The following is a 22,321-nucleotide window of genomic DNA, read 5'->3' as shown; positions in this document are numbered from 1 at the left end:
GTACGAACGGCCACGCCGTCGACGCAGGGAGTCGGACGGATTCTACTGGCTTTGCGATTCTGGGATCTTCCATCGTGTCGCCTCCCGCTCCCTCTTCGATATCCAGCACTATCTGCCCAATATGTACACGACTGTAAACACCACGACCCAGACTCCATCGACAAAATGCCAATAAAGCGACAGCACCTCGAGCCGTTCCGCATGCTCTTCCCTCACGCGGCCAGCGAGCGAAAGTCCAAGCGCAGTCACGAGCATGATCAACCCGACAATGACGTGAGAGGCGTGCAGACCGACCAGCGAGTAGTAGGTCGTTCCAAATAAGTTGGTGCGAACCGTCAGCCCTTCGTGGTAGATAAGGTGGTACCACTCCTTCGCGGTCGTTGCAATGAAGATCCCTCCGAGCAGGACCGTTCCTGCGAGACCAAGCAGGCAGCCACGGGTATCGCTCTTGCGCAGCGCCGCTACGGCATGATGGATCGTGAAACTACTGGAGAGCAGACATACTGTGCCGAAGATCGGCAGTTCAAGCACCTCTTTCGGATACGGCCCTGTGAGGCTCTTCCCGATGTAGAAGATGTACGCGACCACAAAGATAAGAAAGATCGCAGATTCGGCGATGATGAGGCAGACCATTCCGATGATGCCGCGGCTCGGCAATACCCACGGCGCTCCGCCCTGCTCGTTGATCGGGATTGCACTTGCCGTTTGCATCACTCGTAGTCCGAATCCGGTTCTTCCGGATGTTTGAGGTCCCAAAGCGGGCGGCGGCTATTTACGCTGGGATCGATAGCGAAGTTATAGACCGGCGGTGGAGACGGAACCGCCCATTCCAGGGTCCATGCATCCCATGGGTCGCGGCCGGCCTTCTCGCCCCGGTAGTAGGAGCGTACGAGATTGTAGACCAGGATCAAGACAGCGACGCCCTGAAAGATGGCCCCAACACTCACGATCAGATTCAACGTCTCCCAACCGCGACTTGCCTCATAGGTATAGATACGCCGCGGCATGCCGAGCAGCCCCGGAATATGCATGAAGTCAAAGCACAGGTGGAAGCCAATGACAAAGAGCCAGAAGTGCCACTTGCCCAGAGTCTCGCTCATCATCCGCCCAGTTATCTTCGGGTACCAGTAATAGAACGCTGCGAAGAGCCCAAAGACGATCGCGCCAACCAGCACGTAGTGGAAGTGAGCGACGACAAAGTAGGAGTTGCCCAACTGCCAGTCAAATGGGGCCGCCGCCAGCATGATGCCGGTCAAGCCTGCAACAAGAAATTGAAAGAGGAAGGCAATACAGAACAGCATAGGGACGGTGAAGATGATCTTCCCTCCCCAGAGAGTCCCGAGCCAGTTGAAGATCTTGATGCCAGTAGGGACCGAGATCACCATGGTCGAAAAGACAAAGAAAGTATTGCCGGCCGGCCCTAGTCCTACCGTGAACATATGATGTGCCCACACGCTCAGGCTGACGAAGCCAATCCCCGCCGAAGCCGCAACCATCGCGGGATAACCGAACGCCGCCTTTCGAGAGAAGACAGGAATGATCTCGTTGACGAAACCGAAGGCGGGTAAAACCAGGACGTACACCTCAGGATGGCCGAAGATCCAGAAGAAGTGCATCCAGAGTACAGCCGAGCCGCCTGCCTGCGTATCGAAGAAGTGTGAACCAAGATAGCGGTCCAGGATCAACATGATCTGCGCCGCAGTAAGTGGACTCACCACAACGAATATCATGGAGCTAGTGATCAGCATCAGCCATGTGAAGAGTGGCAGGCGGCCCATGGTCATGCCTCTGCATCGCATGGAGATCACGGTCGTTACAGTGTTAAGCGCGGTTGCTGTTGTCCCAATGCCGCTGAGGAGGACCCCTAATGTCCAATAGTCAGTATTATTACCAGGCGAGAACACCTTTGCGGTTAAAGGAGCATAGGCAAACCATCCGACATCCGGTGCAGAGCCGGCTCCGTAAAGTCCATCCCCTCCGAAGAAGCTGAAGTAGAGCAACAGGCCGCCGAAGGCCGATATCCAGAAGCCGAAGGCATTCAAGCGCGGAAATGCCATATCGCGTGCGCCGATCATCAGCGGAACGAGGTAATTGCCGTAACCGAAAAGAACTGGGATGCCGACGAAGAACACCATCGTCGTGCCGTGCATGGTAAACATCCTGTTGAAGACCTGCGGACTGACGAAATCATTGTTCGGGACTGCAAGCTGGATGCGCATAATGATCGCTTCCACACCCGCGATGAGGAGGAAGATCAGTGCATACACGATGTACATGATGCCGATCTTCTTGTGATCCACCGTTGACACCCATTCGGTGATCACGTCGGAGGGAGGGCGTCGCTTACTCTCAATCGTCTGATCGATCGCTTCCATTACTGGAGTAGAGTTAGCCATGTCTGCGCTTCTTTCCGTGGCCGTTAGTGAAGCGTGGTTAGATATGCCGTAATAACGTCGAGATCGTGATCATTCAAATGCATCGACGGCATCAATACGCCGGGCTTCATTGAGTCGGGATTATCAATCCACTTTCTAAGGTTCTCGGCCGTGTTCTGTACCGGACCTGAGGCAATCGTGTCCCGGCTTGCTAAATGCGTGAGGTCTGGCCCGAAGCGCCCAGTCGCTGGTGTTCCTGTGATTGTGTGACAGTTGATGCAAGCGCTGTGCATAAACACGGTTCGTCCCTCCGCCGCTGCGGAGTTGTTCGATAGGTCCTGATCCGCAGGTTGCTGCTGTTGCTTGATCCACGCGGCAAAGTCCGCTGGCGACTGTGCATATACCCTCAGCAACATCTTCGCGTGTTGCGTTCCACAGTACTGAGCGCACTGCCCAAGATAAAGTCCTGGTGCCCACGGATCGATCCACATCGTGTTCAGGCGGTTTGGAATCACATCCATCTTTCCCGCCAGCCGGGGAACCCAGAAGCTGTGGGAGACATCGGCCGAGGACATCGCAAGGTAGGTCGGCGTGGGCCGCGCTGGATCACTCATGGGCACATGCAGTTCGTTTGCGGTAACGACTCCGTACTTGGGATAGCGGAACTCCCACCAGAACTGGTGACCGATCACGGTTACGTCGAGCGCACTGGCGGGTTTGGCAGCTGCCTCGGTCTCAAGAATCACCCGCGTAGTCGAGAGGAAGAGCATCACCACGATGAGGATTGGAATGACCGTCCACGAAAGTTCAATCTGTTCGCTGCCGTAGATCTGGGGCGGCTCTCGCTCCGAATCTTCTGGTCTCTGCCGAAACCGGATGACCGCATAAAGCAGCAGACCTCCGACGACTAAAAAGATGACGAGCGTAACCGAAAGGACAAGCATGGAAAGCCCGTACTCCCACTGGGCGGGACTTGCCGCAGGACTAAAGATGCTTGTAGCAGACTGTCCCAATGCGGCGCCTGCAGTCAGGGACAATATGCAAGGCAGCAGTATTGACCGGAGATGCAGAGAAGAAAGCATCCCCCGTTGCCGAGCGCGTGATGAGACGCAAACCTGATCGATAGGCAGCATGGCATTTCACCCGGGTAGGATCATTTGCCGTACAAATTCCTAGACCTCTAGTTGGTCTTATCTCCTTGTTCACTGCACGCTTTCAGTGCAAATACGGAGTCGCGGCTTCTGCTCCACTGTGCCTTTGGTCTAGGTGCCTGCATTGTTAGCGTTACCTATTGCCGGAGTCGCCAGCAGTCATAAAAACTCGTTGAATCATGCTGGCTCTCCCGGGCGCCTTGCGCTGTCTGAGGCACTGCGAGCGCAACGGCCGGCTTTCAAAACCGATTTTTTGAAATCTAGGGGGCCTAAAGCGTCAAGTGGTTCAATTTACGCAGTATGTAGAACCTCTGGCGGACTATGATAATCTCGCTTCCGCGTTGCGGCGTCAAGTGCCCCTTTTGCCGTTATCAAATTCCAGATGAGGTGGCCGGTCTCGCATCATGCAGCTTCGAGCCCGGGGACGACCGAAACATCAAAACGCGCGGTAGCCCTCGCTATGAAATTGCTCATAAAAGGCCTTCGTTCGGGGTGACTTGAGGAAGCGCCGGTATCGCCGCTTCTGCTAAAATTCCGCCCGTTACAGGTCGTCGGTTCCATCACCTGATGCCAATGTAAGTAGCGTCAACTATTGTCATATACTGCTCGCGCAAGCTATGTCTCGTCATTCTGCATGCCGGCGCGGAAACCCCGTGCACGAAGCTGATTCCGGTCAGTGGTTGGGATCAGCCACAAAGGAGGGAATTGTGAGCAATCCCCATTCTGACGCGCTGGTGTTTTTTGGTGCCACGGGAGATCTGGCGTACAAGAAAATCTTCCCGGCGTTGCAGTCGATGATCAAGCACGGGACGCTCAACGTCCCGGTGATTGGCGTCGCGAAGGCTGGATGGAATCTTGACCAGATGAGGGCGCGAGCCAAAGACAGTCTGGAGCAGCACGGCGGCCTCGATGCCGAAGCATGGCCCAAGCTGAGCGGCCTGCTTCGCTACGTCGACGGTGACTACGCAGATCCGGCCACGTTTCAGGCCGTGCGAACCGCACTCGGCGACGCACGTCATCCTGCGCATTATCTTGCGATTCCGCCATCGATGTTTGAGACGGTTGTGGAGCAGTTGGTAAAGTCTGGCTCGGCCAAAGGCGCGCGCGTGATCGTGGAAAAGCCGTTTGGCCACGATCTGGCTTCTGCCCAGGAGCTCAATCTGATTTTGCTCTCCGCGTTCAATGAATCGTCTATCTTCCGCATAGACCATTACCTCGCAAAGAACGCCGTTTACAACATGGTCAGCTTCCGTTTCGCGAACCCCTTCCTTGAGGCGATATGGGATCGCGATCACGTTGAGAGCGTGCAGATCACCATGGCAGAGAACTTCGGGATCCAGGGTCGAGGTGCGTTCTACGATCCGACTGGCGCGATTCGCGACGTCATCCAGAACCACATCTTTCAGGTGATGTGTAACCTGGCGATGGAGCCCCCCGCGCGCGACGATAGTGAATCCCTGCGCGACGAGAAGGTCAAGGTGCTGAAATCCATTCCGCCGATCGAGCCGAGAGATCTCGTTCGCGGGCAGTTTGAGGGTTATCTCAAGGAGAAGGGAGTGGCTCCGGACTCGAAGACCGAGACCTTCGCGGTGCTTCGGCTGGAGTTGAACTCATGGCGCTGGCAGGGAGTTCCTTTCTACATCCGTGCAGGGAAAAATCTGCCGGCGACATGCCTTGAGATCATCGCCCGTTTTCGTCGCCTCCCGCTGCCTAATATCATCCCGGCGGACTCGCCACAGAACTACATGCGGTTCCGCCTGAATCCTGCGACTACGGTAGCGATGGGCGTCTCGGTACCTCCCCCCATTGAAGGCGGAAAACGAGAGTGCGCGGAACTCGTCGTTAGCCGCCACCCGCACCCCGGCGAAATGGAAGCGTACGAGCGGGTGTTGAGCGATGCCATGGCCGGAGATGCAACGCTGTTCGCCCGCCAGGATTACGTCGAAGAGGCCTGGAGGATTGTCGATCCGGTGTTGAAGGCTGATACACCGATTTATCCGTATGCACCGCAGACGTGGGGGCCTAAGGAGGCCTACCAGAGCGTTCTTCCGACAGGCGGTTGGCACAGGCCATGTATCGAGGAGGACTAGGAAGACTTTCTCCCACACATAGATGCCAAGTGCGGTTATCCTCATACTTCGTCCCTGGAGGAAGAGGAAATGCCGCTTGATCCGCGAAGAGTAGTCTCTGATCTGGAAGAGCTACGTTCCCTGACAGCCGATGCTAATGGCGCACAGCGCGTAGCCTGGAGCCCGACGTGGCTCAAGGCCCGTGCCTGGTTTCAGGAGAAGGGAAGGGCCCTGGGATTCGAGCACCATCTCGATGCAGCCGGCAACTCGTGGACGACGCTTCCCGGAGAATCCGATCGCGCCTTGATTCTAGGCGGTCATCTTGACTCAGTTCCGAACGGCGGATGGCTCGATGGCTGCCTGGGCGTACTGGCTAGCTTTGAGGTTCTACGCAGCCTGCAGGAGGAGTTCAATGGCAGACCGCCCTTCACAATTCGTGTGGTTGACTGGGCCGATGAGGAAGGCGCGCGCTTTGGTCGGAGCCTCTTAGGCTCCTCTGCGTTTGCAGGCACGCAGACCATCGCGACCGATCGAGGCCGAACCGATCGCGACGGGGTACGTCTGGAAGACGCTCTAAAGAACTGTGGCGTTCTGATCGACAGGATCGGCGACGCTGCGGTCGAACGTCGCAACGCCTCCGCCTATCTCGAGCTTCACATCGAGCAGGGGCCTGTGCTCGAGGCGAAGCAGCTTCCGCTCGGAGCCGTGCTGGGAACCAAGGGAGTCGAGCGCCACACAATTACGTTTCACGGCCAGGAGGCACACTCCGGTTCGACGCCGATGGCGGTGCGTCGCGATGCGTTGGCCGCTGCCGCAAAGCTCGCGCTTGAGATTCGCCCAATCGCCCGCAAGCACCCTGATTCGGTGGCGACCATGGGCAGCGTCAAGACCTTCCCCGGTATCGTGACCGCTGTGGTTGGCCGTTGCGAGACGACGCTCGACATGCGCGATCTTGACGCAGGCGTTCTCGCCTCCATGCTCACGGAGGCCCACTCCGCCAGCGAGCGCTTCGCCGCCGAAGAACGCTGCTCCGTGGAGTGGTCGAAAATCTGGAACATCGAGCCGATCCCCTTCAACTCGCGCCTGATAGGCTTCTGCGAGGAGGCGATTCGCGAGACTGCGGGCGTCTCGCACAGCCTTCCTTCCGGCCCGCTGCACGATGCCGCCGAGGTTGCGCGCGCCGGAATCCCCACGGTGATGATGTTCACGCAATCGCTCGCCGGCCTCAGCCATAACAAGGCCGAAGACACCAGGAAGGAGCATCTCGAGCTTGCAGTGCAGGCCTTCGACCGGCTCGCCCACAAGACGTTGAATTGGTTAGGCGGACGTAACTCACAATGAGGCTATGAATAACCGAGCGTCCGGCCCGGAGACGTGTTGTAAAGAATGGGCGATAGCGATCACTCTTCTATAACGCTATGACCCTTCTATGGTGCATAATTATCACTCCTGATCTGAATCGGTGAATTTCAAGGAGGGTCATGTCAGCGTCCGTGATCCGTCAGTCTCGTATTTCGGTTTTTCGTTGTTACGGGAGGAATTCTGCACGATGAGTCAACGAGCGTCATACCGGCAACAGTTCTCTCCTGCGCCTGAAATCGCGGCGAAGTTTGGCGATATCCATCCCCCGCTGGGCAGCCAGGCAGCCACAGTAGAGGCCAACCGATGCCTCTACTGCTTCGACGCTCCCTGCACGGCCGCCTGCCCCACGCACATCGACGTCCCGCGCTTTATCAAGAAGATCGCCAGCGGCAATCTCGCAGGCTCTGCCCGCACGATTCTCGATGCGAACATCCTCGGCGCAAGCTGTTCGAGGGCCTGCCCGGTGAATGTGCTCTGCGAGGGCTCCTGCGTGATGCACCGCTATAACAAGCAGCCTATCCAGATCGGCCGCCTGCAGCAGTTCGCCATGGACTCCTTTCATGCAAGCGGTAATCCATTGCCCTTTGAGCCCGGTGAGGAGACTGGCCGATCCGTGGCGCTCATCGGCGCCGGACCCGCCTCGCTGGCCTGTGCCGCCGAACTTCGCCGCAGGGGCATTCGCGCAACGATCCACGACGCCCGCCCGCTTCCCGGAGGACTCAACACCTACGGCATCGCCGAGTACAAGCTGACGCTCGCCGACAGCCTGCACGAGATCGATCTGCTTGCCCAGCTTGGCGTGGAGTTTCGCTTCGAGACGCCGGTCGACGCGGCGCTGCTTGCCCAGCTTGAGAGCACCCACGATGCGATCTTTCTCGGCATCGGTCTCGGAGGCATCCACCAGCTCGGTGTCGCTGGTGAGCAACTCGCGGGAGTCACTAACGCACTCGACCTCATCGCCGGCTACAAGTCCGGATTAATCACCACGTCTCCCGCGCGCGTAGCCGTCGTCGGGGCAGGGAATACCGCCATTGATGCCGCGATTGCTTCAGTCCGTCTCGGCGCCGTCGAGGTCCACATGATCTACCGCCGCGGAGCAGAGCACATGTCGGCCTTCTCCTTTGAGTACGAACACGCCAAACAGGAGGGAGTGAACTTTTTCTGGCACGTGCAGCCCACCGCCATCCGCGGCACCGGCTCCGTCGAGTCGCTCCAGCTCACGCGACTCGCCCCCACAACTGACGGCTCGCTCATCCTGGAGCCGGGCTCAGAGTTCACGCTGCCCATCGACCTCGTCGTTCTTGCGATTGGTCAGGGAACCCACACCACGTTTCTCCCCAACGGGAGTGGGAGCGCGACGATCCAGCTCGAGCGTGGCCGTATCGTCATCGATCGCGTCAGCGGCCAGACCTCGAACCCGAAGTACTTCGCCGGCGGCGACTGCACCAACGGCGGCCGCGAGGTCGTCGACGCCGTCGCCGACGGCAAACGAGCAGGCATCGGTATCGCTGCCTGGCTGGAGGGCAATCATGTCCACGCCTAAGCCAACTCTCGAAACCACCTTCGCCGGCATCAAGTGTATGAACCCATTCTGGCTGGCCTCGGCTCCACCCACCAACTGCGGCGAGCAGGTCATGCGTGCCTTTGACGCCGGTTGGGGCGGCGCCGTATGGAAGACCATCGGCGCCCCCATCACTAACGTCAGCTCGCGCTACTCGTCGATCGACTGGGACGGACACCGCATGATGGGCCTCAACAACATCGAGCTCATCTCCGACCGGCCCACAGAGGTCAACCTGCGCGAGATCGCCGAGGTCAAGCGCCGATATCCAAAGAACATCGTCATCGCGTCACTGATGGTCGAGTCGAAGCGCGAGACCTGGCACGAGATCGTGCAGCGCGCCGAAGACGCCGGAGCCGACGGCCTGGAGCTCAACTTCGGATGTCCGCACGGAATGAGCGAGCGCGGCATGGGCTCGGCCGTCGGCCAGGTGCCTGAGTACTGCGAGCAGATTACCTCGTGGGTCAAAGAGAAGGCGCGCACACCCGTCATCGTCAAGCTCACGCCCAACATCTCCGACATCCGCATGCCCGCCCGCGCCGCCAAGCGCGCTGGAGCCGATGCGCTCTCCGCCATCAACACCATCAACTCCATCACCGGCATTAACCTAGACAACTTCCAGCCGAACCCCAACGTCGACGGCAAGAGCTCGCACGGTGGCTACTGCGGCCCTGCAGTTAAGCCCATTGCGCTCAACATGGTCCAGCAGGTGCAATCGGATCCCGCAGCCGCGCTTCCCCTCTCCGGCATCGGCGGCATCGGCACATGGCGCGACGCAGCGGAGTTCATCCTGCTCGGCTGCGGCAACGTACAGGTCTGCACCGCGGTAATGCACTACGGCTACCGCATCATCGAGGACATGCAGGACGGCCTCCTCGCGTGGATGGCAGAGAAAGGCTTCACGACCATCGACGACTTCCGCGGCCTCTCGTTGCCCAACGTCACCGATTGGAAGTACCTCAACCTCAACTACAAGATCGTCGCCCGCATTCACGAGGATCTCTGCATCGGCTGTCAGCTCTGCTACACCGCCTGCTGGGACGGCGCACACCAGTGCATCCACCTCGACCGCACTGCTCCTGCGCCCGACACCACGCGTACGCCGGCAATGGTGGAGGCTACGTCGGCCCAACGCATCTCGACCACGCCCATCCCCAAGCTCGACTCCGGCGGCGCTGCCCATTCAAGCGCAATCACGCCGCTCGAGCGCATTCCGCGCGTCGATGAAGAGCACTGCGTAGGCTGCAACCTCTGCGCGCTCGTTTGTCCGGTCGAGAACTGCATCACGATGGAGCAGATCAACAACGGCCTGCCGCCGCAGAACTGGGATGAACGCACCTCCGCAGGACTCGTCCCCGAAGGCGCGCGCGAGGTCATGAACACCAACGGATAACCGCACAACCGGAGAAGCATCAATGGGAATGCTGATTCAGAACGGAACCGTCATCAACGCCGACGGCCGGCAGAAGGCCGACGTCCTCATCGAAGGCGAGACCATCGCACAGGTCGCGCCGAACCTCTCCGCTGCTGATCACACTGTGGTCGACGCCACCGGCCTCTTCGTCATGCCCGGCGGAATCGACGTGCACACGCATCTCGATATGCCCTTCGGCGGCACGGTCTCTGCTGACGACTACCGTACCGGCACCATCGCCGCCGCAGTCGGCGGCACAACCACCGTTATCGACTTCGCGCTCCAGTCCATGGGCCACACCATGCGCGAGGCGTACGATACCTGGCGCGGCAAGTCGCGCGGCAAAGCGTGCATCGACTATGGGCTCCACATGGCCGTTACCGATCTCGGAGGCGGCGACTGTTCGCGCGGCCTCCGTGAGATGGAAGAGATGGTCGCCGAAGGCATCTCGTCCTTCAAGCTCTTCATGGCCTATCCCGGTGTCCTCATGATCGACGACGGTCTCATGTTCCGGGTCATGCAGAAAGCCGCCGCACTCAACGCGCTCTGTTGCGTCCACGCCGAAAACGGCAGCGCCATCGATGTCGTCGTCGCGCAGATGCTTGCCGAGGGCAAGACCGCGCCTCACTACCACGCGCTCTCGCGCTCGCCCAAAGCCGAGGCCGAAGCGACCCACCGCGCCATCGCACTCGCCGACATGACCGGCGCAGCAGTCTACATCGTGCACCTCTCCAACGAGTACGCCCTGGACGAGCTCAGGTTCATGCAGGCACGCGGAGCCCGCGCAATGGCCGAGACCTGCATCCAGTACCTGGTCCTCTCGCTCGAAGATCAGATGCCCGGCAAGAGTTGGGATGAAGCGAAATATGTCCTCACGCCTCCGCTCCGCGAGAAGAAGAACCAGGAGCCGCTGTGGCAGGCGCTCGAGAAAGGCTCGCTTGCCGTCGTCTCCACTGACCACTGCCCCTTCCGCTTCGCCGATCAGAAATCCCTTGGCCGCAATAACTTCAGCAAGATCCCCAACGGCGGCCCCGGTATCGAAAACCGCATGCAGATCCTCTGGCACTTCGGCGTCAACTCCGGCCGCCTTACACCAGAGCAGTTCGTCGAGCTGGCCTGCACCGCTCCAGCACGCATCTTCGGCATGCCGAAGAAAGGCACGCTCGCACCCGGCAAGGACGCCGACATCCTCCTCTGGAACCCGAACGCCGACTACACCATCTCCGCCGCAACGCAGCGCATGGCGACCGATTACTCCATGTTCGAAGGCTGGAAGGTCCGCGGAAACGCAAAACACGTCTTCTCGCGCGGTGATCTCGTCGTGAAAGATGGCGAGTGGATCGGAGAAGTCGGCCGTGGCCGCTTTCTCAAGCGCGAAGCCAACGCAGGAGGGTTCGCCTAGTGATCCCCACCGGCTCTTCTGTCGCGACGGATACAGCGCAAAGAATCGCGAACGCCGACGCGCGCCTCTACAATCACGACCTCGCGCCCACCACACCGGAACACCGCACCTGGAGCACCTACAACTACATCGCGCTGTGGTTCTCCATGTCGATGGAGGTCACCACCTACATGCTCGCCTCCTCGCTCATCGCTGGCGGCATGAACTGGAAGCAGGCTGTCCTCACCATCCTGCTGGGAAACCTCATCGTCCTCATCCCCATGATCCTCAACGCGCACGCGGGCGCGAAATATGGCATTCCGTTCCCCGTCTTCGTGCGCGCAAGCTTCGGCACGCGCGGGGCAAACATTCCAGCGATCCTGCGCGCGATTGTGGCATGCGGCTGGTTTGGCATTCAGTCGTGGATCGGAGGCCAATCCATCGCGCAGATGATCTATGTTCTTTCGCCCGCCGCACAGGGAATGCCGTGGGTGCTCTGGGCCTGCTTCCTCGGCTTTTGGCTCTTGAACATGTTGGTCGTGTGGCGTGGTGTCGAATCCATCCGCTTCCTCCAGAGCTTCTCCGCGCCGTTTCTCTTCTGCATGTCGCTCACTCTGCTCGTGTGGATGCTCCAAAAGGCTGGCGGCTTCGGTCCCATGCTCGCTGCACCCAGCCAGTTTCACTCCACCGGAAGCTTCCTGCGCTTCTTCTTTCCTTCTCTTACCGCGATGGTTGGCTACTGGGCGACGCTCTCGCTCAACATCCCCGACTTCACGCGCTACGCAAAGAACCAGGATGCCCAGATTGTCGGCCAGGCCTTTGGGCTTCCCGTCGCGATGACGCTGTATTCCTTCATCGGCATCGCCGTTACCTCCGCGTCGGCAGTCATCTTCGGCGAACCCATCTGGTCGCCGATCACGCTGCTCGGGCGTTTCCATCAGCCGTTCATCGCATTCCTCGCGCTCATCTCGATCCTCATCGCTACCCTCAACGTCAACATCGGCGCCAACGTCGTCTCCCCCTCCAACGACTTCTCCAACCTCGCGCCGCGCTACATCTCCTTCCGCACCGGAGGCCTCATCACCGGTCTCCTCGGCCTCGCAATGATGCCGTGGAAGCTGATGGCGACCTTCGGTTCGTACATTTTCGGCTGGCTCGTCGGATACTCCGGCCTGCTTGGCCCGGTCGCAGGAATCATGGTCGCCGACTACTTCCTGATTCGCAGGAGAAGGCTTGATGTCTGCTCGCTCTACCGGCGCAACGGAGTCTACGAGTATTCAAGCGGCATCAACCCGCGTGCGATCGTCGCACTCATCACCGGAGTCCTATTGGCGCTTACCGGTATCGTACTGAATCGCCTCGGCGTCGGAGCGAGTTGGTTGATTGGCGGACATCACGTTGTGCGCGTTCTAGTGCACTTCTACGACTACGCCTGGTTCGTCGGATTCTTTACCGCTGGCACCGTCTACACCATGCTGATGCGCGGCCACGCTGATGCGCCGCGCTCCGAGGTCATCCTGTCTACAGCCGAATAGCCTGAGTGCGCATTCATAGCGGCCGAGGCGCACAAAACCATCTGGAACCCCGCAGCGGACTCAATGCGCACTCTCCGCGATGGCCGTCTCCTGCGCTTCCTCAGCGCGCCAGGCCTCACCTTCCGGGAAGCGGTATCGCTGCAGCGACTCCGCGCGAATCTCGATGCTGTAGCCCGGCATCTCCGGCATCAGATACCTCCCTCGCCGTATGCGCACCGGATCAACAAAGTGCTCGTGCAGATGGCCCACATACTCGATCACGCGGTCCTCCATAGTCGCTGAGACGCTGACAAAGTCGAACGCCGAGAGATGCTGCACGTACTCGCACAGGCCCACGCCGCCCGCATGCGGACACACCGGAACCTTGAACTTCGCAGCCATCAGTAGAATCGCGAGGTTCTCATTCACTCCCGCAACCCTGCAGCTATCGATCTGGCACACGTCGATCGCCTTCGCCTGGAAAAATTGCTTGAACATCACACGGTTATGGCAGTGCTCTCCCGTCGCGATCCGGATCGGCGCGGCCTCAGCGCGAATGCGTGCGTGGCCCAGAATGTCGTCCGGGTTGGTAGGCTCTTCCATCCACCATGGATCCAGCGCGGCCAACTCGCGCGTTCGCTGAATCGCCTCCTCGACGCCCCACTTCTGGTTGGCGTCCACCATCAGCTTGTTCGTCCAGCCAATCTCCTCGCGCACGATCCGTCCCCGCCGCAGGTCGTTCACGGGATCGCCGCCGACCTTCAGCTTGAACCTGGTCCACCCGTCGGCCAGCGCCTCGTGGCACAGCCTGCGGATCTTCTCATCGCTGAATCCATACCATCCCACAGAGGTCGTGTACGCCGGATACCCATCGCGCTCCAGCACAGCGATCCGCTCGGCCTTGCCTGCCTGTGCTGCCTCTAAGATCTCCCGCGCTTCTTCAGGTTTCAACGCATCATCGATGTAGCGAAAATCGACGGCAGAAAGAATCTGTTTCGGCTCCATCCCCGCCAGCAGACGCCACAAGGGCTTCTTCTCCGCCCGCGCATACAAGTCCCACACAGCATTAATCAGAGCGCCTGCGGCGAGGTGAATCACGCCCTTCTCCGGCCCGAGCCACCGGAACTGACTCTCATCGGTCAACGCACGGCTGAAGCCAACCATATCTTCGGTTAGCGAAGCCAGCGAGCGGCCTTTGACCACATGGCCCAGGTACTCCAGCGCCATGACGCACAACTCCGTCCCTCGCCCCAGTGTGAACGTGAGTCCATGTCCTTCGAGCCCCGTGTTCGTCTCAAGGATGCAGTACGCCGCCGAGTAGTCCGGGTCCTTATTCACCGCATCCGAACCAATGCTCTCGCGCGACGTCGGAAACCTCAGATCGATGACGCGGATGTCGGTAATGATGATTTCGCTCACGGTCTCTCTTAACGCATCCTTTCGGGCCAGCTCCTGAATTTCCATTTACGGAAGCGATTCTTTGTAAATGAAATCATACTTCGAAATTGGCTAAATAGCTGTTCTCAGACAAAAGAGGGTAAAGAAAAAATGAAGATTCTTAAAACATATTTTTTATTGTTGACAATTATCAATTACTGCCCATTACAACTCTGCTGCAGTCGAGCTGCAGTTTTCCGGCCCCTGTCACACGGCATCGGGAAGACCCTTCGTGCAGGCTCGTCTCAAATTCAACTTTGAAGAACAAAAACGCAATGGACGCTTCTCCACGCCCGAGCAAAAGATCGTGGCCGAGACAGGCAGCCGAGCCTAGGAGAGCCGCATAACCCTCAACGACTCCTGGGGCTACCAGCGTGCCGACGACAATTGGAAGTCGTCAAAGACCGTCATCCGCAACTGATCTCCTGAGTTCACGACGGCGGCAATTATCTGCTCAACATAGGCCCCCGGCGCGAGTGCGACGCCATACCGAAACAAAACACCGATTTCGTCCGCAACAACAAGTCGCGAGCGGTGTCTAGGTCTTTATCACACTACTCCCCACAAAGCCCTACCACCGCTATCTCATACCGGCAGGGCTACTTTTTTGCCTTCGCAGTGCGATGCTTTGGCTCCTGTTGGACCGGTTCACTCTCCAGCACCGCGCCGATCGCTACGCTGATCTCCCGGCTCGCCAGCCGAAGCGCATTCACAATCTCCTGTACCCCGATCGTGTCCTCGATCCGCTTCACATAAGGCACCGTCAGTCCGGCCACGGCATTGCCCTGCGAGTTCAGGACCGGGAAGCTGATATTTACCACACCTGTCACCTCATAGCTGGCGCGCCGCTCATAGCCCCGCTGGCGAATCTTGTCGAGGTGATCACCCAGGTCGGCGGGCTTCTTCTTCTTTGTCTCAATCGCCCACTCCTGGATCGCTCTCTCCCTGGCATCTTCATCCTGGTGCGCCAGAATCACGTGTCCGGTCGATGCATGCATCAGGTCGACCTTCGACCCCACCTTCACATAAAAGCCCGTCGACTCAGGCGAGTCCACCTGCGCGATGATCACGACATGTCCTCCGTCCAGAACGCCCAGGTGGCACGACTGCCGCGTCTCGTACGCTACGCGGTGCATGATCGGCATCGCCTCCACCACCATGCGCTTAGTCGGCGGATGCTCCTGCCCCATACGGAAGAGCCGGAGTGTCAGATGATATCGGTCCTTCGCACCGGACTGAGCCAGATACCCGCGCTGCTCCAGGCACAGCAGCATGCGGAAGATCTCCGACATGGTGCGGTTGAGCCGCCGCGCAACCTCGCTCACCGTCATTCCCTCAGGAGTGCTGGCGAACAACTCGAGAATGTCCAGCCCCTTCTCGAGCGCTGGGGTTGGGTAATATCTCTTGCCGCTTGGCTTGATCGACGGGGTACGAGGAGCAACGGATCGCATCCCACACAAGGTAACAAAGCTCCCCCCGGCTGTCGAACAAAACCGCACTCAAGCCTTTTTGGTTGTCATTCCGTAGCGCAGCAGCCGCCCTGAGCAGCTTGCCCTGAGCGAAGTCGAATGGGAAACCAATGGGGAAGAATCTGCCTCTTCCCCAGTTCGCAATCACGCTGAGATGCCCACCGCTACCGCGCGGAGTAGTGCACGCTCTTCCGCGTCCGCGAGTTCATCACATCGAAGCTGCCGTCTCCGCTGCCGATCAGCTCCAGATACTCGCCGTCCACCCCCTCCGGGTTGGCAATGAACTCCTCCGGAGTATTGTGTTCCGTGCCACCCTCCTCCGAGTAATGCAGTTGCCACAGCGCCTCGAGCGCCGGAGCCTTTCTGATCGTGTCCAGCGTCGGCGTCGACCCGCCTTTTTTCGCGCCATTGTCCATCATGGCCACCCGCGCGTCCAGCGCGCCTACCAGCGCCGGGCTCGAACTCAGATCCGACCCATGGTGCGAGACGATCAACACATCGACCGTGCCCAGCCTGTTCGCCGGACACATAAGCTCCATCTCCTTGTCCCACGTCAGGTCGCCCAGGTCCAGCAGCTTCAGCTTGCCGAAGACGATCTGCACTCCGACCGACCGTGCATTCTCGGTCTCGTCCGTTGGTCTCGTCTCAGAATCTTTGCAATAAGGATTGGCCCCGCCTCCGCCGGCCAGCGGACTCGTCACCAGATCGCCGTCCGAGCTCACAACAGTAGCCTTCATTCCGATGATCGGCAGCACGTCCCCTGAATGCGCGGTAATCCGCCTGATCTTCCTGTCGCCGATCGCCTTCAGGTAGGCCTCATAGCCGTGTTCGGTGGGGCCTTGGTCCATCTCGCGGTTGGGGCCGTGGTCGATCACCGCGCCCACCGGAATCCGTTCCAGCAGCTGCGGCAGTCCCCCCACATGGTCTACGTGGTAGTGCGTAATCAGAACATAGTCGATCTTCCGCAGCCCCGCCCTCCTGGCTGTCGCAACGATCCGGCTCGCATCGCGGAAATCATTGCCCGGCCAGCCCGTATCGATCAGCAGTGAGCGTCCCGCCGGAGTCACAAACAGCGTCGCCTGACCGCCCTCCACATCCACAAAGTAGACCTTGAGCCTGCCCCCGCCGCCCTTTGTGCTCTGGCCGCCTGCAATATTCATCGCCTGCAGTGCCAGCACTGCGGCCACTGAAACGGCGTAAACCCATAGCCTTCGCCTCACCCAGCCTGTTCGTTTCATTTCTTGCCCACCCGGTTCGCTTGTTTGGCCTAAACGATTTTAGGCATTCATCATTAACCAAATCCGTCACTTCGTACAGTACCTTGTTCTGTTCTTTCCGCCACACGTATCATTTCGCCAATGCGAAATCTGGCGATCTTTCTGTGCCTCACGCTCTCTCTGGCTACCTCGGCTCTGGCTCAGCGCCGCTGGACCGAGCAGCAAGCCAACGACTGGTACGCCCGCCAGCCCTGGCTGGTCGGTGCCAACTATGTCCCTTCCGACGCGATCAACCAGCTTGAGATGTTCCAGGCTGCAACCTTCAATCCCGCGCTCAACGACCGCGAGCTCGGAGCCGCCGAATCCATCGGCATGAACACCGTCCGCGTCTTCCTCCAGGACCAGCTCTGGGAGCAGGACCCCAAAGGGTTCACCCGGCGCCTCGACGCCTTCCTCGCCATCTCCGCGAAGCACCACATTCGCCCGCTGCTCGTCCTCTTCGACTCCTGCTGGGAGCCCAACCCGCATCTCGGCCCGCAGCACCCTCCCATCCCCGGCGTGCACAACTCCGGATGGGTCCAGAGCCCCGGAGCCCCCGGCCTCACCGACCCCGCCTACGAGCCAAAACTTGAGGCTTATGTCAAAGGAGTCGTCGGAGCCTTCGCAAACGACGACCGCATCCTCGGCTGGGACATCTGGAACGAGCCCGACAACACCAGCGGCAGGCCCGGCGAGCCTAAGAACAAGGCAGAGCTCGTCGCCGCACTCCTGCCGAAGACCTTCGCCTGGGCACGCTCCGTCCATCCCACCCAGCCCCTCACCAGCGGTGTCTGGACCGGCGACTGGACCGACCCCGCCCAGGAGAGCCCCGTCACCAAAATCCAGCTCGCCGAATCCGACATCATCACCTTCCATAACTACGGCTGGCCTGAGGACTTCGAGGCCCGCGTCAAATCGCTCGAGCCCCTGCACCGCCCCATCCTCTGCACCGAGTATATGGCTCGCGGCAGCGGCAGCACCTTTGACACCGTCCTCCCCCTCGCCAAACAACTCAACGTAGCTGCCATCAACTGGGGCCTCGTCGCTGGCAAGACCCAAACCTACCTCCCCTGGGACTCCTGGCTGCATCCCTACGTCCTCTCTCAGCCAACCATCTGGTTCCACGACGTCTTCCACCCGGACCTCACCCCCTACCGCCAGCACGAAGTCGACCTCATCCACGCCCTCACCGGCCGCGGAACCCCGCCCACGCTCACAGCAAAGTAGCAGCCAAGTGCCGTTCTTTGTGACGAAGCGACCAAATCCCGGGATGAATAACTCTTCAGGCCTTATCGCGGAACCGGGGCGATAACCGATGCGTAGTTTCCTGCGTCTATGCAGTGCAAGACACTCCCACGGGTCAAAATCGCATCTTCACGTCAGCTGTTTTTTCCATTGCCCGTGAGCGGAAGGCAGGAAAGCCTACGAAAGCCCACGAAAGCCGAGGACAAGCCCCTGACTTTTTTAAGATGGAAGCGTGATTTCAATCAGCCGCTCTTCATGCACCCTCTCGTGTTCATCGGGAGTGCGACGGTGCTCGGCTTTCTCTTTGGCGTGCAGGAGTGGGTCCATTCGCTTTCATGGAACTACCACATGCACATTGACCTCGGCCTGCTCCTTCGCGCCTGGGGGGCCCAGTACTTCCTCTGGGGAACCATCTGCTGGCTCCTCTGGATGCTGCTTCGCCCGCAAATCAACGATGGCGGACTGCGGACCATCCTGCTGCTCTTCGCTCCCCTCAGCATCGCAGTCTGCTTCGTCGAAGAGGTCATCTGGGTCCTCCTCTTTCCACACCTTCCCATGGGGCATCCCAACATGCACTTCTGGACGCGGCTCGCCTTTCAGCTCGACGCCGAGTTCGTGGATAGCATGGTCATCTTTTGGTCCGCTTTCTTCCTCTTCCGCGGCCTCGGCTACTACCAGCGCTACCGCGAGAAGGAGAGGACGGCCTCACAGCTCGAGTCACAACTCGTGCAAGCGCAGATGCGCGCGCTTCGCATGCAGCTCAATCCCCACTTTCTTTTCAACACGATGAACGGCATCTCCAGCCTCATGCGCACCGACATCGCCGCCGCCGACCTCATGCTGGAACAACTCAGCGGTCTGTTACGTATCACCCTCCATCGCGGAGACGCCCAATTTATCCCTCTCAGCGACGAGATGGAGTTCATCGAGATGTACCTCGCCATGCAGGGCCGAAGGTATTGCGGACGAGTCGAACAGAAGATGCGGATCGACCCGCGTCTTCACGACGCGCTCGTTCCCACCATGATCCTGCAGCCCATCGTCGAAAACGCCTACCGCCACGGCCTGTCACACATCAACTCTGGCGGCCTGCTCTCCATCGAGGCATCGCGGCAGGACTCGCATCTGCGCCTCTGCGTCACCAACTCCGGCCGGGGCCTCGCCCTGGCCTCCAACGGCGACAATTCCGGCACAGGAGTCGGTCTCGCCAACGTTCGCAACCGTCTGCGCATGCACTACGGCGCAGATCAAAGCCTCTTCCTCTCCGAGATAGAAGACCGGCGTGTGCAGGTTGTCATGACACTCCCGCTCCTCTTTGGTTCCCACTCCCCTGAAACGAACACAACAAGGTATGGTGTCACATGATTCAGGCCGTATTAGCAGACGATGAAGTTCTGGCACGGCAGAAGCTGCGCCATTTGCTACGTGAGATTCCCGAGATTCAGGTGGTCGGGGAAGGCGCTACCGCCGCCGAGACCATTGACCTGGTCCGCACGGCTAAGCCTGACTTGCTGTTCCTCGACATTCGCATGCCCGACATGGACGGCTTCGACGTCATCGGCCGTCTCTCCGAAACTGTCGGGGACTCCATGCCCTCAGTCATCTTCACGACAGCGTACGATCGCTACGCATTGCGCGCCTTTGAGATCCACGCCGTCGACTACCTGCTCAAGCCCTTCACGCTCGAGCGCTTCCGCGCGGCCACGCAGCGCGCTCTCCAGCACATCAAGAACCTGCGACAGAACCCGCAGGCCCAAACCGGCAAAGCGAAGAACGGCAGCCCCTACACTACGCGCATCGTCTTCAAATCCAAGGGCCGCATCCTCTTCCTTCCCGTCTCGGAGATCTGCTGGATCGGCGCCGAGGAGAACTACGTCCGCATCTGCACGCAGTCCGAGTCGCACCTCCTCCGCGAGACCATGTCGCGCATCGAGGAGAAGCTCGACCCCAGCACCTTCCTCCGCGTCCACCGCTCCTCCATCGTCAACCTCCAGTACGTCAAGGAGGTCCGTCCCGAAAACGACGGAGACTACGGTGTAGTCCTCCGCAACGGCCAGAGGATCCCGATGAGCCGAACCTATCGCTCCCGCATCAAGCACTGGATGGGGCGCTAGCATCGTTAATTAATTGCAGGTCACGATAGATCCTTCATCCCGACCGGAGCGAAGCACAGGAGACAGCTGCTTTCGCAGTTGCCTTGCCTTTGCGACCGTTCCCTTTCCCTTGCGTACTTTGCGTTCGTTTTAGCCGTTGCCTGTTCTCTTGTTGTCATTCCGCAGCGCAGCAGCCCGCCCTGAGCAGCTTGCCCTGAGCGAAGTCGAATGGGAAGCCGAATGGGGAGGAATCTTTTTCCCAAATCACTCACCCACAGATTTCTTGCATGCATCCCGCGGTAGAGCGGATTATCTTTAGAGCTCTGTATCGCGCGCCGATGGTTAAGCGGCGCACAGTTGCTACAAGGTGGTCACCCGTCGCCTCGGAGGGCCGGATGAACGATTCAGAGAAAGTCCCGCAACCTTCATCGATCCCGGTCACCACCAATCCATACGTGGGGATCCTGGCGGTCTTTATCGGTGCGGGACTTGCCACGCTGAACAGCCGATTGCTCAGTGTCGGCCTCCCGGACCTGCGGGGCGCCCTCGGTCTCAGTTTCGACGGGGCCTCATGGCTTCCGACCGCACTCAATATGGCGACGATGTTTAGTGGTGTCTTTATCGTCTTCCTGAACGCCTTTTGGGGGCCGCGCAGAATCTTGCTGCCGGCTGCTGCGATTTTTATGGTCGTTTCCATGGTGCTGCCTTTTGCGCCGAATTACCAAACAATGTTGGTCTTGGTTGTGCTCGCAGGTATTTCCTCAGGCACTTTTTACTCGCTTACGATGACCTTTGTGTTGACCATCCTTCCGAAGCGGCTGATCATCTTCGGAATCGCAGCCTATGCGGCGGACATCGTCTTCGTCAGCAACTTTGCATCCTTGCTGGAAGGTTGGTTTATGGAGGGCCGGGCCTGGCAGTGGATATTCTGGACTGCCGCGCTCTTCTCTCCGGTGATGATGGTCTGCGTCTACTACGGAATCCCGCGCCGGCCTGCTGCGGACCCGAAACCCAGCTGGGAGGGGTTCGTTTACTTCAGTATGGGCCTCGCTCTACTGTATGGCGCTATGGATCAAGGGGAGCGTCTTGACTGGTTCAACTCGGCCACGGTCGTCGCGATGTCCGCTGCGGGAGTCTTCCTGTTGGCCGCGGCAGTCGTGCGTCGGCTCTACGAGCCAAACCCAGTTCTGAATCTTAAGTTCCTGAACACTCGAAACATCATCATTCTGGCTCTATCGATTTTTGTATTCAAGTTCATGCACTTGGCCGCAATTGTGCTCGTCCCCGGATTTCTGGGCAACATTCAACATTACCGGCCCCTTGAGACTGGCCACACCCTTGCCTGGGTGGCATTACCGATGTTTGTAGTCGTATGGCTGGTTGCCACAACCATCATCTACACCAACTCGCGGATGGTTCTGGCGGTGGGGCTCACCGCGGGCGCGGTGAGCTGTTGGCTTTGGTCACATGTGGATACTTCGTGGGCGGGAAATAGCTTTCAGTCAGTAGAACTTCTCCTGGCATGCGCCTTGGCTTGCACATACATTGGATTGGTGAGCAGCATAGTCCTGGAGGGGCTCGAAGCGGGTGCCTTGACAAGCGCCGCCAATGCAGCCACATTCTCCGGATTCATGCACTTTATTCGTATCTTCGGCGGTCAGATCGGCGTGACTGTCTTGACCCGCTTCATTTCGGTTCGCGAGAAATTTCACTCGAACATGCTGGGGCTCCATCTCCAGACCGGCAGTTGGCTTACCGATAACCGACTGCATATGCTAACCGGAGCAATGCTTCCATATTCCACCGGGCCAGAAGTGGCACAGCATCGTGCGGTCGCCATTCTGAGTCAACAAGTACGAGCACAGGCCTACACACTGGCAACGTCAGATGGATTCATCCTGATCGTGTGGGTGGTGTTCGCTTATCTTCTCCTCATGTTGCTCCTGAGACCCGGCAAGATCAGCTTCAAGGACTTGAGGAAAATGCAATGAATC

Annotated in this window: 16 protein-coding genes; 10 read left to right on the top strand and 6 right to left on the bottom strand. The window is 59.3% G+C overall.

What is annotated here, in order from left to right; translation table 11 throughout:
* Nucleotides 1-108: 108 nt before the first annotated feature.
* From OHL16_RS14005 to coxB, 3 genes are read right to left on the bottom strand one after another with little or no spacing between them, the layout of a single operon-like run.
* Nucleotides 109-711 (bottom strand): cytochrome c oxidase subunit 3, encoded by a 603-nt coding sequence (locus OHL16_RS14005; protein WP_263367792.1) that lies wholly within the window; start codon nucleotides 709-711, stop codon nucleotides 109-111.
* Nucleotides 711-2,396: a cytochrome c oxidase subunit I gene (gene ctaD / locus OHL16_RS14000; RefSeq protein ID WP_263367791.1), complete on the bottom strand. Its 1,686-nt coding sequence runs from the start codon at nucleotides 2,394-2,396 to the stop codon at nucleotides 711-713. Before ctaD ends, OHL16_RS14005 begins: the two co-directional genes overlap by 1 nt.
* A 23-nt stretch (nucleotides 2,397-2,419) precedes the next feature.
* A complete protein-coding gene (gene coxB / locus OHL16_RS13995; RefSeq protein ID WP_396127200.1) occupies nucleotides 2,420-3,457 on the bottom strand; it encodes a cytochrome c oxidase subunit II in 1,038 nt (345 codons plus the stop codon).
* A gap of 776 nt (nucleotides 3,458-4,233) precedes the next feature.
* Here coxB and zwf point away from each other — a divergent pair.
* From zwf to OHL16_RS13965, 6 genes are all read left to right on the top strand, one after another.
* Nucleotides 4,234-5,616: a glucose-6-phosphate dehydrogenase gene (gene zwf, locus OHL16_RS13990; RefSeq protein WP_263367790.1), complete on the top strand. Its 1,383-nt coding sequence runs from the start codon at nucleotides 4,234-4,236 to the stop codon at nucleotides 5,614-5,616.
* 69 nt (nucleotides 5,617-5,685) lie between these two features.
* Entirely contained in the window at nucleotides 5,686-6,936 is a 1,251-nt protein-coding gene (locus OHL16_RS13985) for a Zn-dependent hydrolase (protein WP_263367789.1), read from the top strand.
* A 208-nt stretch (nucleotides 6,937-7,144) separates the two neighbouring features.
* Complete coding sequence (locus OHL16_RS13980; RefSeq protein WP_263367788.1) at nucleotides 7,145-8,500, top strand: NAD(P)-dependent oxidoreductase; 1,356 nt, start codon at nucleotides 7,145-7,147, stop codon at nucleotides 8,498-8,500.
* A complete protein-coding gene (preA, locus tag OHL16_RS13975) occupies nucleotides 8,487-9,911 on the top strand; it encodes an NAD-dependent dihydropyrimidine dehydrogenase subunit PreA (RefSeq protein WP_263367787.1) in 1,425 nt (474 codons plus the stop codon). The genes OHL16_RS13980 and preA overlap by 14 nt, the downstream gene beginning before the upstream one ends.
* Before the next feature lie 22 nt (nucleotides 9,912-9,933).
* On the top strand, nucleotides 9,934-11,334 hold the full coding sequence (gene hydA, locus OHL16_RS13970; RefSeq protein ID WP_263367786.1) for a dihydropyrimidinase: 1,401 nt from the start codon (nucleotides 9,934-9,936) through the stop codon (nucleotides 11,332-11,334).
* Entirely contained in the window at nucleotides 11,334-12,848 is a 1,515-nt protein-coding gene (locus tag OHL16_RS13965) for an NCS1 family nucleobase:cation symporter-1 (RefSeq protein WP_263367785.1), read from the top strand. The genes hydA and OHL16_RS13965 overlap by 1 nt, the downstream gene beginning before the upstream one ends.
* A 60-nt stretch (nucleotides 12,849-12,908) precedes the next feature.
* Here the strand turns inward: OHL16_RS13965 and OHL16_RS13960 are convergent, their stop codons facing one another.
* The 3 genes from OHL16_RS13960 to OHL16_RS13950 form a co-directional block, all read right to left on the bottom strand.
* Nucleotides 12,909-14,246, bottom strand: a complete 1,338-nt coding sequence (locus OHL16_RS13960) for an enolase C-terminal domain-like protein (RefSeq protein ID WP_263367784.1) — start codon at nucleotides 14,244-14,246, stop codon at nucleotides 12,909-12,911.
* A gap of 617 nt (nucleotides 14,247-14,863) precedes the next feature.
* Nucleotides 14,864-15,715: an IclR family transcriptional regulator gene (locus tag OHL16_RS13955; protein WP_263367783.1), complete on the bottom strand. Its 852-nt coding sequence runs from the start codon at nucleotides 15,713-15,715 to the stop codon at nucleotides 14,864-14,866.
* 182 nt (nucleotides 15,716-15,897) lie between these two features.
* Nucleotides 15,898-16,971 carry a ComEC/Rec2 family competence protein gene (locus tag OHL16_RS13950; RefSeq protein WP_263367782.1) on the bottom strand — a complete coding sequence of 358 codons (1,074 nt, stop codon included), beginning with the start codon at nucleotides 16,969-16,971 and terminating at the stop codon, nucleotides 15,898-15,900.
* Between the two features lie 120 nt (nucleotides 16,972-17,091).
* On the opposite strand from OHL16_RS13950, the gene OHL16_RS13945 reads away from it, so the two are divergent.
* The 4 genes from OHL16_RS13945 to OHL16_RS13930 all read left to right on the top strand — a co-directional run bounded on the left by OHL16_RS13945 (nucleotide 17,092) and on the right by OHL16_RS13930 (nucleotide 22,318).
* Nucleotides 17,092-18,216: a cellulase family glycosylhydrolase gene (locus OHL16_RS13945; RefSeq protein ID WP_263367781.1), complete on the top strand. Its 1,125-nt coding sequence runs from the start codon at nucleotides 17,092-17,094 to the stop codon at nucleotides 18,214-18,216.
* A 273-nt stretch (nucleotides 18,217-18,489) separates the two neighbouring features.
* The gene (locus tag OHL16_RS13940) at nucleotides 18,490-19,599 is read left to right on the top strand and encodes a sensor histidine kinase (RefSeq protein WP_263367780.1); all 1,110 of its coding nucleotides are present in this window, start codon (nucleotides 18,490-18,492) and stop codon (nucleotides 19,597-19,599) included.
* Nucleotides 19,596-20,348, top strand: a complete 753-nt coding sequence (locus tag OHL16_RS13935; RefSeq protein ID WP_263367778.1) for a LytR/AlgR family response regulator transcription factor — start codon at nucleotides 19,596-19,598, stop codon at nucleotides 20,346-20,348. Before OHL16_RS13940 ends, OHL16_RS13935 begins: the two co-directional genes overlap by 4 nt.
* 374 nt (nucleotides 20,349-20,722) lie before the next feature.
* Nucleotides 20,723-22,318 carry an MFS transporter gene (locus tag OHL16_RS13930; RefSeq protein ID WP_263367777.1) on the top strand — a complete coding sequence of 532 codons (1,596 nt, stop codon included), beginning with the start codon at nucleotides 20,723-20,725 and terminating at the stop codon, nucleotides 22,316-22,318.
* Nucleotides 22,319-22,321: the final 3 nt, after the last annotated feature.

This window comes from Edaphobacter bradus (genome assembly GCF_025685645.1).
In the GTDB taxonomy this organism is placed as follows: Bacteria; Acidobacteriota; Terriglobia; order Terriglobales; family Acidobacteriaceae; genus Edaphobacter; species Edaphobacter bradus.
The sequence above is the reverse complement of the archived record's forward strand: the minus strand, read 5'-3'. Positions and strand labels throughout refer to the sequence as shown.